At 44.3% G+C, this 16,118-nt stretch carries 13 protein-coding genes; 9 read left to right on the top strand and 4 right to left on the bottom strand.

Translation table 11 applies throughout. The features are described from left to right. Nucleotides 1-7: 7 nt before the first annotated feature. Nucleotides 8-1,093: a response regulator gene (locus EXM22_RS08835; RefSeq protein WP_149486165.1), complete on the top strand. Its 1,086-nt coding sequence runs from the start codon at nt 8-10 to the stop codon at nt 1,091-1,093. Here EXM22_RS08835 and EXM22_RS08830 read toward each other — a convergent pair. Next, nucleotides 1,088-2,584, bottom strand: coding sequence for a hypothetical protein (locus EXM22_RS08830; RefSeq protein ID WP_149486164.1), 1,497 nt, complete (start codon nt 2,582-2,584; stop codon nt 1,088-1,090). The genes EXM22_RS08835 and EXM22_RS08830 overlap by 6 nt on opposite strands. 317 nt (nt 2,585-2,901) lie before the next feature. On the opposite strand from EXM22_RS08830, the gene EXM22_RS08825 reads away from it, so the two are divergent. The 5 genes from EXM22_RS08825 (at nt 2,902) to EXM22_RS08805 (ending at nt 8,409) form a co-directional block, all read left to right on the top strand. Continuing rightward, a complete protein-coding gene (locus EXM22_RS08825; RefSeq protein WP_210411572.1) occupies nt 2,902-4,470 on the top strand; it encodes a SulP family inorganic anion transporter in 1,569 nt (522 codons plus the stop codon). Nucleotides 4,471-4,612: 142 nt separating this feature from the next. Continuing rightward, complete coding sequence (locus EXM22_RS08820) at nt 4,613-5,905, top strand: extracellular solute-binding protein (RefSeq protein ID WP_149486163.1); 1,293 nt, start codon at nt 4,613-4,615, stop codon at nt 5,903-5,905. 94 nt (nt 5,906-5,999) lie between these two features. Further along, the gene (locus tag EXM22_RS08815; RefSeq protein ID WP_149486162.1) at nt 6,000-6,908 is read left to right on the top strand and encodes a carbohydrate ABC transporter permease; all 909 of its coding nucleotides are present in this window, start codon (nt 6,000-6,002) and stop codon (nt 6,906-6,908) included. A 34-nt stretch (nt 6,909-6,942) separates the two neighbouring features. Continuing rightward, nucleotides 6,943-7,812 (top strand): carbohydrate ABC transporter permease, encoded by an 870-nt coding sequence (locus EXM22_RS08810; RefSeq protein ID WP_149486161.1) that lies wholly within the window; start codon nt 6,943-6,945, stop codon nt 7,810-7,812. A gap of 6 nt (nt 7,813-7,818) precedes the next feature. Beyond that, a complete protein-coding gene (locus tag EXM22_RS08805; protein ID WP_149486160.1) occupies nt 7,819-8,409 on the top strand; it encodes an HAD-IA family hydrolase in 591 nt (196 codons plus the stop codon). Nucleotides 8,410-8,414: 5 nt separating this feature from the next. On the opposite strand, the gene EXM22_RS08800 is transcribed toward EXM22_RS08805, so the two are convergent. Together EXM22_RS08800 and EXM22_RS08795 are read right to left on the bottom strand one after the other, a co-directional pair. After that, a complete protein-coding gene (locus tag EXM22_RS08800; RefSeq protein ID WP_149486159.1) occupies nt 8,415-9,224 on the bottom strand; it encodes a response regulator transcription factor in 810 nt (269 codons plus the stop codon). Further along, complete coding sequence (locus EXM22_RS08795) at nt 9,225-10,991, bottom strand: cache domain-containing sensor histidine kinase (RefSeq protein ID WP_149486158.1); 1,767 nt, start codon at nt 10,989-10,991, stop codon at nt 9,225-9,227. A gap of 75 nt (nt 10,992-11,066) precedes the next feature. Here EXM22_RS08795 and EXM22_RS08790 point away from each other — a divergent pair, with 75 nt between their 5' ends. The 3 genes from EXM22_RS08790 to dxs all read left to right on the top strand — a co-directional run bounded on the left by EXM22_RS08790 (nt 11,067) and on the right by dxs (nt 14,452). Next, nucleotides 11,067-11,276, top strand: a complete 210-nt coding sequence (locus tag EXM22_RS08790) for a DNA-directed RNA polymerase subunit omega (protein ID WP_149486157.1) — start codon at nt 11,067-11,069, stop codon at nt 11,274-11,276. Further along, the gene (gene miaA, locus EXM22_RS08785) at nt 11,254-12,201 is read left to right on the top strand and encodes a tRNA (adenosine(37)-N6)-dimethylallyltransferase MiaA (RefSeq protein ID WP_168203424.1); all 948 of its coding nucleotides are present in this window, start codon (nt 11,254-11,256) and stop codon (nt 12,199-12,201) included. Before EXM22_RS08790 ends, miaA begins: the two co-directional genes overlap by 23 nt. Nucleotides 12,202-12,499: 298 nt before the next feature. After that, on the top strand, nt 12,500-14,452 hold the full coding sequence (dxs, locus tag EXM22_RS08780; protein WP_149486155.1) for a 1-deoxy-D-xylulose-5-phosphate synthase: 1,953 nt from the start codon (nt 12,500-12,502) through the stop codon (nt 14,450-14,452). A 7-nt stretch (nt 14,453-14,459) separates the two neighbouring features. Here dxs and EXM22_RS08775 read toward each other — a convergent pair whose 3' ends face one another. Then, complete coding sequence (locus EXM22_RS08775; protein ID WP_149486154.1) at nt 14,460-16,088, bottom strand: SpoIIE family protein phosphatase; 1,629 nt, start codon at nt 16,086-16,088, stop codon at nt 14,460-14,462. Between the last annotated feature and the right edge of the window lie 30 nt (nt 16,089-16,118).

Below are 16,118 nucleotides of genomic sequence, written 5' to 3'. Positions count from 1 at the left end.
ATACACAATGCACAAAGTCATGTTTAATAGAGTTTTTATAATTGATGATGACTCGGCCATCAGGAAGGTGCTCCAGATTCAGCTGGAAAACTCCGGGTTCTCAGTTGGTCTTGCCATTTCGGGTGAAGATGCCCTTGAGATCCTGAATCAGGGAGCCTTCAAACCAGACTGTATCTTTACAGATATCAGGATGCCCGGAATCAGCGGTCTAGAACTTCTGCCCATACTCAAAGATCGACTGCCTCTTGTTCCTGTTATCATGCTCACTGCCCATACCGATCTTGATACAGGTCTCTCTGCCATGCGGCTGGGAGCCTATGATTATATGACAAAACCAATGAGGCGGCAGGATCTTCTGGCCAACATTCATAAAGCTCTGGATTACCGGGCTGTGCTTTTTGAAAATGAAAGATTAACTAGAGAGAGTCTGAAGTATCAGGAGACTCTGGAGCAAAGGGTTAAGGATAGAACCCAGGAATTGTTCAAAGCCTATCAAAGACTGAAAGACACAAACCTGGCAACAGTGCGTGTTTTGGCAGAGACCATTGAAGCCAAAGACCCTTATACACGGGGGCATTGTAATCGGGTCAGGATGTTTTCAAGAGAGACGGCTCTGCATTTGGGCTTGGATTCCGAAACCATTGAAATATTAGAATATGGGGCTCTCCTGCATGATATAGGTAAAATTGGCATTCCAGAATCTCTGCTGCATAAACAAATGGCCTTGGATGCTCATGAGATTTCAGTTTTTGAAGAACATCCTATCATCGGAGAAAATATACTGAAGCTGGTTGATTTTTTTACTCCTTGTCTTGGAATTGTCAGGCATCATCACGAGTGGTATGACGGAACGGGATATCCCGATAAGATCAAGGGGCAGGAGACTGAGGTCATCACCAGAATTGTTCAGATCACAGATGCATATGATGCCATGACATCTAATAGACCCTATAGGTCGGCCTTAGCAGAGGAATTCGCCCTAGAAGAGTTGAAAAGGGGGAGGGGAACTCAGTTCGATTCGGAAATTGTAGATCTGTTTATCAGCAAAAATGTTTATTTGATTACAGATGATACAGAACTCTCCCGGTCATGATACCTCATTCAAATCTTCAAGACGTATGATGCCTGTTTTATTAATAACAAGGCAGTAATGGCTCAACTCTTCAATTTCCGGATGGTCATGATTTTTAAGATTCATGACAAGATGGATTCTGTAGACACGATTTCCCTTAATTTTAATTTTTTTCATATTTTCCAATTTATAGAAAAAATCTTTTGGGTCATCCATCTCTTTAAGCCAGTCATCTATATTCAGTCGTATGATTTCAGTCACACTATTGAGACGGGAATGGTTGGTGATCAGTTTTTTTGAGTTTAAACTGATGTGACGCTTGTAGAGAATCACATCCTGTTCAGGTAAAATAGAATGGAATGGATTTGGTTTGTGAAAGCGAATCTCTCTGATATTATCGGGAATCTCAGAAATCTTGTTAAATCTAGCCGTACCTCTACTGATGCCCACCCGTTTTTTGAGTGAGGGTTCAAACAGTATGGTGCGCTGGTCAGAAGTCAGCTGTGGAAGGACGTTTTTTAATATCTCTCTCAACACTTCCTTGATTCTGTCTTTGAATATATAGGCCATGACTATGATGAGAATCCATGGTGTACTATTGGGCGTAAAAAGCTTACCTGCGAAGATCGTCATAAAAACGGCAAATATCATGGCTATTCCCGCGGCAATTCCAGCCAAAATATGACCTACACGATGAGGTGTTCTGCTATCTTCATTTGTCATATACATAGCCGATTGAGACCATTTTTTAAGCATACTTTCCCGGTAGGCCATCCTTTCCCCCGAACGGGAATCATCCTCAATAATGAGATATTGATATCCCATAGAACGCCGGTATTCCGTCTCGCTTTTGGTTATTTTTTCGTAGGCTTTCAGATGGGTTTCAGAAGACTCCATCTCCTGGGTCGAGGTAAAAAGTCTGTTCAAAGCTCGTTCTGTTATGATACTGATAGATTCATCAGCCCAGGCGAGAGCTTCTCTTTGAATATCATTGATCCTGGGATTGATGAAAAGAGCATGAAGTTTCCGGAAATCTTTCAAGAATGTCTGCATTTCATCCAGAAATAATCCCATTTTCCGGCTGCACATACTATCCCTTGTTTGCTTCTGTATCTCACTTGCCAAGAGGAACACAGTATTATCGACTTCTGCACGGTAAATGTTTGTCAGAACCTGTAGTTCATAAAGGATGAGACCGTCTTTGCGGCTTTGTTCTATTTCTGCCATCTCCATAAAGTGCCGAATCCTGTAAAGGGGACTGAGCTCACATTCTTTATCAACGATTAGTTTCAAGGACAAACCTGGAGTTGAGAAACGGGTATAAATTTTTATATTATTAATGAACCGTTCTACACCAATCCTTTTTTCTGTGATATTCAGCTGATTCGGAAAGAAAAAATAAAAATTCATTTCATAATCTGTCCGTTTGGCGTTTCTCATCAAGGGGTAGTCCGATTTGAGTTCTAGGTGACGTCTGCTGTGAATTCTAAGAGAGCAATTATAATCTTTCATTATTAATCCTTAATTAAGCTGAACATTTTAACATGATTTACAATAGAGTCAAAGGTAACTTTCTTAGAAACACCTTTCTGTAAGTGAAATCCATTGTTTCAGGATTATGGCAGATCGAATTTTTAGGCAGAACTCCATGGGATATACATAAAAAATTAGAGAATAGACTAGTCTTTTTTGGACTTCGCGAGTAATATGCAAGGAAATTTTGTACAGGGTTCAGCTATCAGTCGTTTGGAAACCCTTTCAATTCAAAGCATTCCTTTTGATCAAATCTGTTTTCAGAAGGGTTTCATATCTAATCAGGAGTCTCTCTATTGCATTTTACACTTACGAATCTCAATCTCACAGGTATCAAAAATGATACCCTTTCCGGTCTGACGGTTGCTCTGGCGCTGGTTCCCGAGGCCATCGCCTTTGCTTTTGTCTGTCATATTTCACCCATGATCGGCCTCTATGCCGCCTTCATTGTCGGTTTGGTTAGTTCTGTTCTGGGAGGACGACCGGGGATGATCTCCGGTGCGACCGGTGCAGTCGCTGTCGTCCTTGCGTCTCTCGTCGTGAGCCATGGTGTGGAATATCTTTTTGCAGCAGTGGCCCTTATGGGGATTTTGCAATTGGCTGCCGGACTTTTAAAATTGGGAAAATACGTCCGACTCATCCCCCATCCTGTGATGCTGGGCTTTGTTAATGGATTGGCCATCGTCATATTTCTGGCCCAACTCGCTCAATTCAAAACCGGAACGGGTGACCAGGCTCAGTGGCTGCAGGGAGCCGATTTATGGATTATGCTGACCCTGGTGCTGCTGACAATGGTTCTCAGTTTTCTCCTGCCTCTCCTGACGAAGGCCATCCCTGCTTCACTGTTTGCCATCATTACGGTGACTCTTTTGGGCATGGCGTTATCAACCTATGATATTTTTCATGTCCGCACTGTCATGGATTTTGTTACGATGCTTGATCCTGATATCAGTTCATTAAAAGGGGGACTCCCATCTTTTCACATACCTCATGTTCCTTTTGATTTGGATACTCTTCTGATTATCCTTCCTTATTCCATTTTAGCCGCGGCTGTGGGGTTGATTGAGTCCTTATTGACTCTGACTCTGGTAGATGAGATCACCGAGACCCGGGGGCATGGAAATCGGGAATGTCTGGGACAGGGAGCTGCCAATTTGATTTGCGGGTTTTTTGGAGCCATGGGTGGTTGTGCTATGATCGGACAAAGCATGATTAATATAAAATCCGGTGGACGGGGACGCTTGTCTGGAATCACTGCGGCGCTGGCCCTCATGGCTTTTGTCATGATTGGTTCTGATTTTATTCAAATTATTCCTGTGGCAGCTCTTGTGGGTGTCATGTTCATGGTTGTTATCAGTACCTTTGAATGGTCCAGCCTGAGGCTTATCAATAAGATTCCCAAATCTGACACATTCATCATTGTTCTGGTATCTGTCATAACAGTCTTGGAAGACCTGGCCACTGCCGTTCTTGTGGGAGTGATTGTCTCGGCCCTGGTATTTGCCTGGAAAAAAGGGAGCCAGATCGAGATTCACTCCGAAACAGATCAAAAAGGATCTAAAATATACCATCTGAGAGGACAACTCTTTTTTGGTTCGGCCAGGAACTTTGCCGATCTCTTTAATCCATCAGAAGACCCTGCAGATGTGATCATTGATTTTCATGATGCCAGGGTGCATGATCAGTCAGGAATAGAGGCCATCAATACTCTCTCCGAGCGATATACAAGGCTAGGAAAGACTCTACACCTCATTGATCTTAGCCCTGAATGTGCCCAGTTGCTGGAAACGGCTGCCGATCTGGTCGATGTTCTGGTATATGAAGATCTGAAGCACTGGCATATTGCCAGCGACAAACTAGGTTAATCCTACACACTGCGTTTACAGCTCTTCTTTACCGGAGGGCTGTAAATGTATGATTTACAACATTTAGTCCAATAATATCACATTGTCCACTTTTATATCCTGATTTATCATGGATAGATGATCCATAAGGAGGATTAATGTGATGAAAAAGACCTTGATAGTTTTACTATCTCTCCTGGCTCTTGGACTTCCTGTGTTTGCCACAGGAGTTCAGGAAGAGACCGGGCCCGTTACCATTACGTTCTGGACCCATGAGGACCCCAACAGAACGGCTCTTGAAGACCGCTATATCAGCGAATTCGAGGCAAGTCATCCTGATGTCACCATCAATCGTGTGACCAACTCTAGCTCTAAAATGCCCGAGCTGCTCTTAACCGCCTTTGCTGCAAACGAAGGTCCCCACATTTTCAATACACAGATAGAAGACGGCTACGCCTATATTGCCAACGGCCGAGTCGCACCGGTTAATCCCGAGGCAGTCGGTTTTCAATCCACCGAGGCTTTAACAGAATCCTATGTAGATGGCGTTTTAAATGCGGTCAGTGAAGATGGTCAGGTTTACGGACTCCCTCTGGAGCTGACAAACTGGGCACCCTATCTAAACAAAAGAATATTCCGTGATGCCGGACTGGACCCTGAAAAAGATATACCCAAGACCTGGGAAGACATGGTTGCGGTTTCTCAGAGAATGGTTCTAAGGGAAGGTGAGATTATCACACGCCGGGGGTTCGACTTCAGGTATCCCTACTATCTGGTTTCTATGGTTCCCATGGTTGAGCAGCTGGGTGGACAACTTGTAAGTGATGATGGCAAAACAGCGATAGTCGGTGATCAAGCCTGGTTGAAATTCCTTCAGTTTATGGCAGATTGGGGACCCAATGGTCTTAATCTTGGTTCACCTACCTACCAGAATGCCCGAAAACTCTTTAACGCTGACAACAATGATATGGGTATGGCCATGAGCGGTCTTTATCAGGCTGGACGTATCCGGGCGGATAACCCCGAGTTTTATGACAGCGGTGACTGGATGGTCATTCCCTATCCTCAGTTTAAAGACGCTGTAAAAGAAGTCGCATCCGCCTATTATGGTCACTTTTATATGGTAAATGGTCAAAAATCTGAAAGAGAACAGAAAATTGCCTGGGAATTCATCGCTTATATGCTGTCACATTCGGAAGAATATCTAACAGAGGTCGGTTTGGTTCAGCCTACTAAACAGTTGATGGCCTCCGAAACCTATGCCAATATTCCCTATGCCGATGTTTTTGCTGCAGATATGGCCAAGGGAAATATTGTGTATTATGCCGAAAACAGTGCCAAAATTCAGGAACTGATCAAAGAGGCTGTGGAAGGTGTTATGCTCAGCGGTATAGCTCCTGAAAAAGCCCTGGCTTCCCTAAAAGTGAAAGCTCAGGAAGTTTTGGATCAGGAATAATTTTATCTTGTAAGTTATTTATATTGATCATAGAGCTGGTTTGAAGCGATTTTAAAATTGTGTTCAGGCCAGCTCTTATTTAAAAGGAATCGGAATGAAGAAGGCCTATATCGGAATAGACAAGAAGCTCGCACGCTGGGGATGGATATTCATAACTCCCTCATTGCTGTTTTTTTCATTATTCAGCTTTTACCCCATATTGAATGCTGCCTATACTAGCTTTTTTAGGAAAAACATCCTGTCTCTGAAGCCGCCCACCTTCACAGGCTTGAAAAACTATATTTATCTCTTAAAGTCTCCCGATTTTTGGAACTCCATCAGGGCAACCTTTGTCTTTACCCTCGGGACCTTTATTCCCCTGGTAGTGTTCAGTTTGCTCCTGGCTGTTATGATCCTTCTGGTCAATAAGAAGAGTCAGAAATATCTTCAGCTGGCCTATTACGCTCCGGCGGTGCTCTCTTCGGTAGTGGCCGCTGTAATCTGGCTGTCCATTTTCAATCCCAGGGGGTTGGGGAATCAGTGGCTCAATTTTTTTATGAATACCCCCGGAATAGACCATCAGTGGCTTGCCAATTCATTTATGGTTCAATTCTCCACCATATTGGTCTATTTCTGGAAATATATCGGTTATTTTGTGGTCATTTTCATTGCGGGACTGTCGGCCATTCCTGGATCTCTATATGAAGCCGCCCGGATCGATGGAGCTGATAACTGGCAGAGCTTCTGGAGGATCACCTTCCCACTTCTCCAGCCCACAGTGGTTTTGGTTTCTGTCATGTCCATGCTCCAGTGTTTAAAAACATTCAGCACACAATACCTTTTTGTACAGTCCGGATCTCCTCAGGCCCCCATCAACGTGATTACGCTGAATATTTATAACACCGGAATCAGAGATCATCAAATCGGTAGGTCCAGTGCTATGAGCATCATCCTCTTTTTGATCATGCTCTTCTTTACCTGGTTCCAATTCAAGGCATCCAAGGCAGACAGCGTGAGCTATTAGGCTCTCCAGCATCCAGAGTAAAAGGAAAATAGCTATGATACGAACAAGATTAGACAGTCCCGGAAAATCAACCCTCTCTCCTATCAGCATTCTTATCCATTTGCTCCTGCTGGGAGCGTTGATCTTCACCCTTATTCCGATTCTCTTTATGTTCACAGCCTCAATGATGCCTCGGAAGGATATTTTAAAAATGCCTTATCGTTGGATTCCCCAGGGGTTTGAGGTTCAGAATTTTATCAAAGCGATCGCCGGAAATGACGGAAGCTTCATCTTTATCCGCAATTATATAAATTCGATCCTCGTATCCGGGATCGTCACCTTTTCTACGGTCCTTCTTGCTAGTCTCACAGGGTATGGACTGGCTAAATTTAAATTTAAAGGTCGGAATTTTGTCTTTTTGGCCATCATGGCAACCATGATGATTCCTTTTGAAGCCATCATGATTCCCCTTTATCTGGTGACCACAAAACTTCATCTTCAAAACTCCTATGGAGGGCTGACACTGCCCTTTTTGGTCAATGCTTTTGGAGTTTTCATGATGCGGCAGTATCTGCTTCCTTTTCCCGATGAATTTCTTGATGCCACCCGAATTGACGGAGCGGGAGAAATTAGGATTTTTTGGCATGTTGTTCTTCCCAACTGCGCTCCGGCCATAGCCACTTTATCCATACTAACCTTCAGAAGTCAGTGGGATAATCTGTTATGGCCTCTATTGATAGCACAGAGTGAAAAAATGAAGACTCTCCCTTTGTATATTGTCAAATTTGCCGCCGAAAAGTATACCGATGAGGGGGCTATGATGGCTGTGGCGGTTTTAGCTAGCATCCCCATGTTGGTTCTATTTTTTACAATGAGCAATTACTTTGTTTCCGGTGCCTCAGTCTTTTCGTCCAGGAAAGGATAGTGAAGCATGACCAAACTCTTTATTTTTGATATGGGGGGAGTCCTCGTCCGTCGGTTTGATATCCTTCCTAGCATTGCCTCTTTGATGGGGTTGGAACTGGAATCTCTTGTTTCAAATATCTCCGATGATTTAATACCCTTAATGGAAGGGAAACTCTCAAGTTTTGATTTCTGGAAGAGATTCACTCATAAGAGCGGGATCATACCCCCTGAAAAAATGAATTTGATGATTGATCTATATGAGCCGTTTCTAGATGGTAATACTGAAAAATTGATTCGCCGTATAAAAAGGTTCTGTCCCGTTGTCTGTGGTACAAATACTATAAGTGAACATTATGAGTATCATTTGAAAAAAGGGGATTATCAGGTCTTTGATACCGTTTATGCCTCTCATTTAATGGGAGTTGCCAAGCCGAAGCCCGCCTTCTATCAATGGATTCTTGACAGGGAGAAGGTGAATCCCGAAGAGGTGGTTTTTGCAGACGATTTGCCTGAAAATATTGAAGCAGCCCGAACTTTAGGGATTCATTCCTTTCTTTTCACAGAGGCAGATGTGTTTGAAAAGGATCTTGCCAGGGCAGGAATTGAGTACTCTTAAGTGTTTTAAGGCTCCTTAAATTTCCCACTTCTATATTGGCCAGGGGTTACTCCTATCTGACGGCGGAAGAGCTGGATAAAATATCCATCATCGGGAAATCCCGTTTGATGGGCTATCTCGCTGATTTTGAGAGAGCTCTTTTGCAGGAGTTTTAATGCTTTTCTTAATCTGTAGAATGTCAGGTACTCCAGGAAGGTGTATCCTGTTTTCTCTTTGAACAAACGGGAAAGATACCCCCGGGTTATTCCCAGGTTTTCCGCTGTATCCATAAGAGAAATATCCCGGTGGTAGTTTTTTCTGATATACGCAACAGATTGACGAATATACTCATCTTTTCCATCTCCGTTTACTGGGCTGCCATACTCTTGGAAGAGGGCAAGGCGGCTCTCTTTCATCATCTCCAGCTTTTTTCTTCTTTTCTGTTTTTGCAGACTTGTCTCAATCTTCTTTGCAATGGTGGACAAAAGACTATGGAATTCTTCATCATCAATGGGCTTAAGAAGGTAATCCTTTACACCCAGGCGTACTGCCTGTCTGGCATATTCAAAATCAGAATGACCCGTGAGGATGATCGCCCATGGGGCCTTGTTCCCCAGAATCCGTTCTGCTTCTCTGAGCATGGTGAGTCCGTCCATTCCAGGCATCCTTATATCTGTAATAACAAGGTGTGGCCTGATCTTTTCTATCATAGATAAGCCTTCCAGGCCATTGCGAGCTTCTCCTAGGAGTGTGCATCCCAATTCCTGCCAGGGAGTGGTCAGGGCTAGTTCTTTTAAGAGGTATTCTTCATCTTCAACAAGGATGATATTAATCATTTATTCTTCCTCTTTTAAAGGAACTCTGATACGAATGGTGGTTCCTTTATCCGCTTGGCTCTCAATGGTCAATCCATAGGGTGCACCATAGAGCAATTGGAGACGTCTGTGAACATTGGAGAGACCCACCCCATGAGAGTTGCTGCTTCCAATTTGCTCTTGTCCCGGAGGAATCCCCTTCCCGTTATCCTGAACTTCGAGGATGAGATCCTTCTCTTGGTTCCAACCACGGAGGGTAATTATCCCCGGACCCATTTTCTGTTCCAATCCATGGATTACAGCATTTTCAACCAGTGGTTGAAGCATAAGTTTGGGAATGGGTTGATCTGAATATTCCTCAGGAATTCTAATGCTGTAACTGAGCCTTGTCCCGAACCGTATTTTTTGAATAGAAAGATAACTTTCCACCAGAACCAAGCTTTCAGCAAGAGTCACAATTTCCTTTTCATTATCAATAGTATGGCGCAGGAGCTTTCCCATCTGTGTTACAATCGTTGTAATTTGATCTATACCTTCCAATTTTGCAATGGATTTGATGGTATTCAGGGTGTTGTAGAGGAAGTGAGGATTAATTTGAGCCTGCAAAGCTTTTCGTTCAGCTACCCTCAGTTTTTCCTGTTCCTCTCTGGTTTCCTTAACGAGGGTTTCTATTTGACCGGTCATGATATTAAAACGTTTGAGCAGGAGTCCTATCTCATCCTCTCTGTTCTCTGAAACTCGTACGGACAAATCTCCTTCTTCTACCTGACCCATGGCCAGTGTGAGGCTGTGAACCGGTCTAGAGATGGAACGAGAGACGAGGAGAGCCAGTAAAACCGCCAGAATTATACACAAAAGGAGCAGCCACAGAGTTGCCCGAATAAGATAACTGAGATTGGATAGGACTATGTTGAGGGGCAGGGCTCCGACTAGGACAAAGGGTTCCACTGCCAAGGGGGTGTAGATGATTAAAAGATCCTCTTTTGTAAAAGAGCCGGAAAGTTTGTCTGGAATATCAGAAAGGAAAGGCAGACGACTGAAATTGCCGTCATTCTCGCTGTGTCTTAGGTCGCTGACGAGATTCTGACTAGTATTTACAATCAGAATTTGGGAAAACACATCCTGGTTCTTTTCTTCACTTATTTGGGCGATATAGGGTTTATTGATATCCAGGACAACATACGCGATGATGGTTCCGTCAAAATCCCGTACGGCCCGGCATAGACTCATCATCACTATATTCCCTCTTTCATTTATGAAATGGTTAGAAACTGCCCAGCTTTTCTCGGGATGCTTGCGGGCCAGGGCAAATAAACCACCTGCCGCCTCATCGTCCATATTGAGATAGGATTTAGGTATCTGCTGTGTAGAAAAAGAGGGAAATCCTGTGCGGCTGATAACATGCAGGGAGGCATGATCAATGTGGCCGCTAAGAGCCCTATAGATTTTCTGATAGAGAGCCAGAAGTTCTGACCGTTCAGGATCAGCGTCCTTGAGGATAGCTGCAATAATTTCATCATCACTGCTGAGGGAATAGACTGTGTGGCGATACCGTTCCAAAAGCGTATTCAGATCTTCCGACATCCCTTTGATGGCAATGAGGCCCTGCTGTTTGTAAGATCCTGTTACAATGCCACCAGAAAAAAGGGCAAAGGAAGAGCTGAGGAGGGCCACAGGGATGACTCCTGTCAAGAAGAAGGCAATGAAGAGTTTGTAGAAAAATCGGAAATGCCGCAGCAATGGTCCCTCCGTTTCAGTGTTCATCATTAATATATCAGTTCTGCCCATTGTCTGTCTTTACAAAGAGACTCGGCATCAGTATACTTCTGCTGAATATCTCAAATCTGATGATAAGGACTGTCCATGCCCATTAATCGCGAGTTAATTATCCCTCTGGGAGACCTTGTAAATCATGAAGGCAATATGTATGAATTAACCAATGCCGCTATTCATAGAGCTGAACAGATCAGTGTAGCTGGTAGTGATGATCTTGATAAGAATAGAGGCAAAATCGTCTCTACCGCCCTGGAAGAAATCATCTCTAAAAAAGTTGAGTACGAATACCAGAAGTAATTCTCCTCTTCCTCCTGTTGTCTGTCTCTTTGGACCGACTGCAGTAGGAAAGACAGATCTTCTGGAAGAGCTCTTTAGTGACAGCGGTGAGATCATAAGTGCAGACTCTATGCAAGTCTACCGTCTGCTGAATATTGGAAGTGCCAAACCAGATCCTTCCTATTTACAACGGATGCCTCACCATCTCATCGATATACTAGACTATACAGAACAGTTCAATACAGGTGATTTTGTCCGTCTCGCAGAAGAGCGGGTTCTGAGTATCCATAAGAGGGGAAAACTCCCGGTTATCTCTGGGGGGACAGCATTTTATTTTAGAAATTTTCTCTTTGGACTTCCTAGAATCCCTCCTGTTTCAGGAGAAATCAGGAATGCTTTGAATGCAGAACTAGATGAAAAAGGGCCCCGAGTCCTCCATGAAAGGCTGACCAGGGTCGATCCAGAGACAGCCGCCAGGCTGATGCCGATGGATCGATCCCGTATCGTCCGGGCTCTGGAAGTCTTTGAAGGGACCGGGAAGCCTCTTTCATCCTTTCAGATAAGCCGTCAGCCCAGAAATGATCTTTCCTGTCTGCTCTTAGGACTGGAGCGTCCAAGGAAAGAGTTGTATGAAAGGATTAATGAACGGGTGAACCTCATGTTTGAAAGAGGGCTCTATGATGAAATCCAATTTCTGATCAGCCAGGGAGCCAGGGAAGATGACCCTGGAATGAAGGGCATCGGATATAGTGAGTTTTTTCCTTTTCTGAGGGAAGGCTGTCTTACTTTATCGGATGTAAAAGACCGAATCCAGCAGAATTCCAGGCGATATGCCAAAAGGCAGATGACATTTTTCCGTTCTCTTCCGGGAGTCTCGTGGTTTAACCCCGACAGGAGTCAGGAAATCCGGGAGAGGATTGATGCTTTTCATAGGTCCGGGACTTGACCTCCATGGATGAAAACGGCATAATATTTAAGCTCTGTACAGCCGGAGATGAGAATTTAGATTACCTGTAGGGCATGAACCGACAGGATGAACCATAAGTAGTAAGGAGATTACGAACAATGCCCTGTGGTAGAAAACGTAAAAGAAAGAAAATCGCAACTCACAAAAGAAAAAAGAAACTGAGAAAGAACAGACATAAACATAAATAGTTTGAATTTCTTGTGAGACAGGGCGGTATTTTTAATACCGCCTTTTATTTTGGCGCCCCTTTGGTGCTTATTTCAGCCTGAGGTGATGTGTGAAAGAATATCCAATTCTAGCCGGCATTAACCATCCGGAACAGTTAAGATCCCTGACTTCAAAACAGCTTGATGACCTGGCTCAAGAGATCCGGGACTGTATTATCAATACAGTCAGTCAGAATGGTGGTCATCTGGCATCCAATCTGGGTGTGGTTGAGCTGACCCTTGCCATGCATAAAGTCTTCTCCTCGCCTCGTGATAAATTCATATGGGATGTAGGCCATCAGTGCTACACCCATAAACTTCTCACCGGACGGGCCGATTTGTTTCATACAATACGGCAGCAGGGAGGTCTCAGCGGCTTTCCCAAGCGGGATGAAAATCCACATGATATTTTTAATACCGGACACGCCTCAACATCGATCTCTGCAGGAATGGGTGTTCTGGCAGGTGATCATATTCAAAAAAGAACCAACAAGGTTCTCTGTGTCATCGGAGACGGTGCTCTGACAGGGGGACAAGCCCTTGAAGCCCTGAATTTTGCCGGTCATCTTCAACAGGATCTTATTGTCATACTAAACGACAACACCATGTCTATTAGCCGGAATGTGGGGGCTTTGTCTTCCTACCTCTCTCAGTTGGCATTGACCGTCAGTTATAAACGCTTCAGGACTGTTGTTGACTTTACCATTTCTCATATTCCCTTCGTAGGAAAATCACTTCTTAGATGGGTTTACCGATTGAAGCGGGGAGTGAAGGGGATTGTCTATAAGGAAAATCTCTTCACTGACCTGGGTTTTAAATATGTTGGTCCCGTGAAAGGTCATAGTATTGAGAAACTGACAGATGTTCTTGAACATGTCCGTGAAATTGAGGGGCCTGTACTCCTTCATGTCCTCACAACCAAAGGCAAAGGCTATGCACATGCCGAAGGTGATCCCTCTTCTTTCCACGGTGTCGGTCCCTTTGCCATAGAAACGGGGAAGGTCGATCCTTCTCTTAAGGCAGATCCGAAAACGGTCACCACCACAGCAGCCTTTGGCTGTGCTATCCTCACTGAGGCTAAGAAGAATGATAAGGTTGCGGCTATTACGGCAGCCATGTCATCAGGTACTGGTTTACTTCCCTTCAAAGAAGAATTTCCGCAGCGTTTTTTTGATGTGGGCATAGCTGAACAGCATGCACTGACTTTTGCCGCTGGCCTGGCAGCCTCCGGAATGCAGCCTGTTGTGGCGATCTATTCCACATTTATGCAGAGAGCCGTGGATCAACTCATCCATGATATCGCTCTGCCAGGTCTGCCCGTTGTTATCTGCATGGACCGCTCCGGTCTTGTGGGTGATGATGGCGAAACGCATCAGGGGATCTTTGATATGGTCATGTTCCGGAATATTCCCGGTTTAGCCTTCCTGGCTCCTCAGAGTGCGAGAGAGATTGAAATGTCCCTTGAATGGGCTTTAGGGGCAAATCAACCCGTACTGATCCGTTATCCTAAGGGAGCTACTTACTCCTGTGGAGAAGTTCAGGATACGCCATTGGAAGAAGGGAAGGGTGTCCTTGTCAAAAAAAGAGAACATTCTACAATCCTGCTCATCTCCTTAGGAGGACTCCTGAAAGAGGTTGTAAGCGCTTCGGATATTCTGGATGAAAAGGGACTGAAGTGTGATGTGTATCAAATGAGGTTTATCCGACCTCTGAATAAACCGGCCCTCCTGGGGCTGTTGCAAAATTATGAACAGATTCTTTTCGTTGAAGAAGGAATTGGCTCTGGCGGAATGGGTGAAGAAATTGCCATGATTCTTTCAGAAAAGCATTCGGATATTCTCTACGACCATATTGGTGTTCCATCGGAATTCCTGGCTCAGGCTACACGGGATCAATTGATCAAACAATGTAAGCTTGACCATGAATCCATTGTTGCCAGGGTGGAACAGATTCAATCAGAACTACGTTTCAGTAAGGTAGTGGATATGGTCAAGAATGATAAATGGAGTCCCCATAATATCTGATTCAAATTCAGGTTTTCTGGAAAACCGCCGCATAAATCTGCCTATCCAGAGTATTTCCCAGATCAAAATCATCAAAATCCTTTAGGATGGCCAGCACTGTATTTTCAGGACTGGCTGATTCATGGCTCCTGAGCACCCTGTACAGTGATTTCTGTCCGTAAAGCTCTCCCGAAACTCCCAGTTCCCTGTCTGTAAGACTGGAGGATACCAAAATGATTCTATCCCCTTTCTCAAGAGGGATTCGGTATGGTTTTCCGTCTTCTCTCGTTTGGGCTCTTACTCCTAATCCTTCTTTAAAGGTTACCGGTTTGTTCTGAGTCTGGACAGGAACAATTTTACCGTCATTCTTCTGCATATAAATCCTGACTCTGCCGGCAGTACCACAGATCAGCTCATCATCTAAATAATAGAGGTATACCGCAGAGAGGCCTGTTTCCATATTCTGATGGAGAGAGCACATCCTGTCATTCAGTAACTTCATCATCTGTGCCGGCTTTTCAATCTTCATGTTCTTAAAGATTTCCTGAAGGTATAGTAAGGGCACGAGAGATTCTTTTCCCAAGTTCTCGGCAAAAAGGAGGGCTTTTCCACTGTTCCAAACTCCCAGCATGGGCCATTGGTGACTATCCGCAATCAGGCGATGGGCTCCCGACCATGATTCGGGAAGACTCAAAGCCGGGTCTCCCTTCTGTTCCAGGAGTCTCCGCGAGCATTCCAGACTATAGTCTGGAATCCTTGTTTCTTCCTCATATCGGGTTTCGAGATTTTCAATCATCTCTTCTAGCTTGTCTTTTTGAATCTCCTCGTCTTCTACCATTTTTCTGAGTATGTTATTTCGTTGCTCTTCCTTGTTGTACCGTCTCTGGATGAGGCTGACAGTCAATGCAAACTGCCACAAAATCAAAAGAGAAGGGAGGGCAAAGTAGAGGTTGTTCAGGAATGGGAACAAACCTGTATACCGTCTTGTATAGTATAACCAGAGGGAGAGTCCAATGAGAGGAACCAGAGTCAGCACTCCTGCAATTCCTGAACGGTCATCCTTCCTTTGAAATGATAAGATGCTGTTTATAACTGAATCCAGGATCAGTACTGAAGCGAGTATCGGAACGGGCCATTGAAGGTTCAGAATCTGCGGGAAGTGGCCCGATAAGAGAGTTCCTATGAGGGCTATTGAGAGAAGCATGGATGACAGCAGGAAAGACCATACCTTCGTTCTGTGATACAGGGCCTTACGGCACCAGGATCTATAGGTTTTGTAAAAGAGAAGGAGGAACACGGTCCTAATCATTTGAGCTGACCAAAATTCGCGAGGAAGGTTCACCATGTCTACCCAGAAGGGCAGGGTGTACACAAGGGCTGCTATGAGGGACGATAAAGCTAGGTAGAGGGATGATTTATCCTTTTTACGAAGAAACAGCAGAATGATTCCCAGACAAAATAGTAAGGTCCCGCTGATTGGTGAAACCAGATAGAGAAACCTATTATCCATGAGAATATCTGACAGTCTCAGATTGAGTAACTGTGGCAATGGAGTTGAACTTATGAAACCCTCATATTCAACGGGAGTCTGGACGCGACAGGCTGAGAAAAGAGGGATTATCAGAGTGGACAGAAGCAGTTTTATTTTTTTTTTCATTCTCTTTTAGATTATGACCTTCAGGGGATG

This window comes from Oceanispirochaeta crateris, from assembly GCF_008329965.1.
Classification (GTDB): Bacteria; Spirochaetota; Spirochaetia; order DSM-2461; family DSM-2461; genus Oceanispirochaeta; species Oceanispirochaeta crateris.
This window is presented reverse-complemented; position numbering and strand designations above follow the sequence as displayed.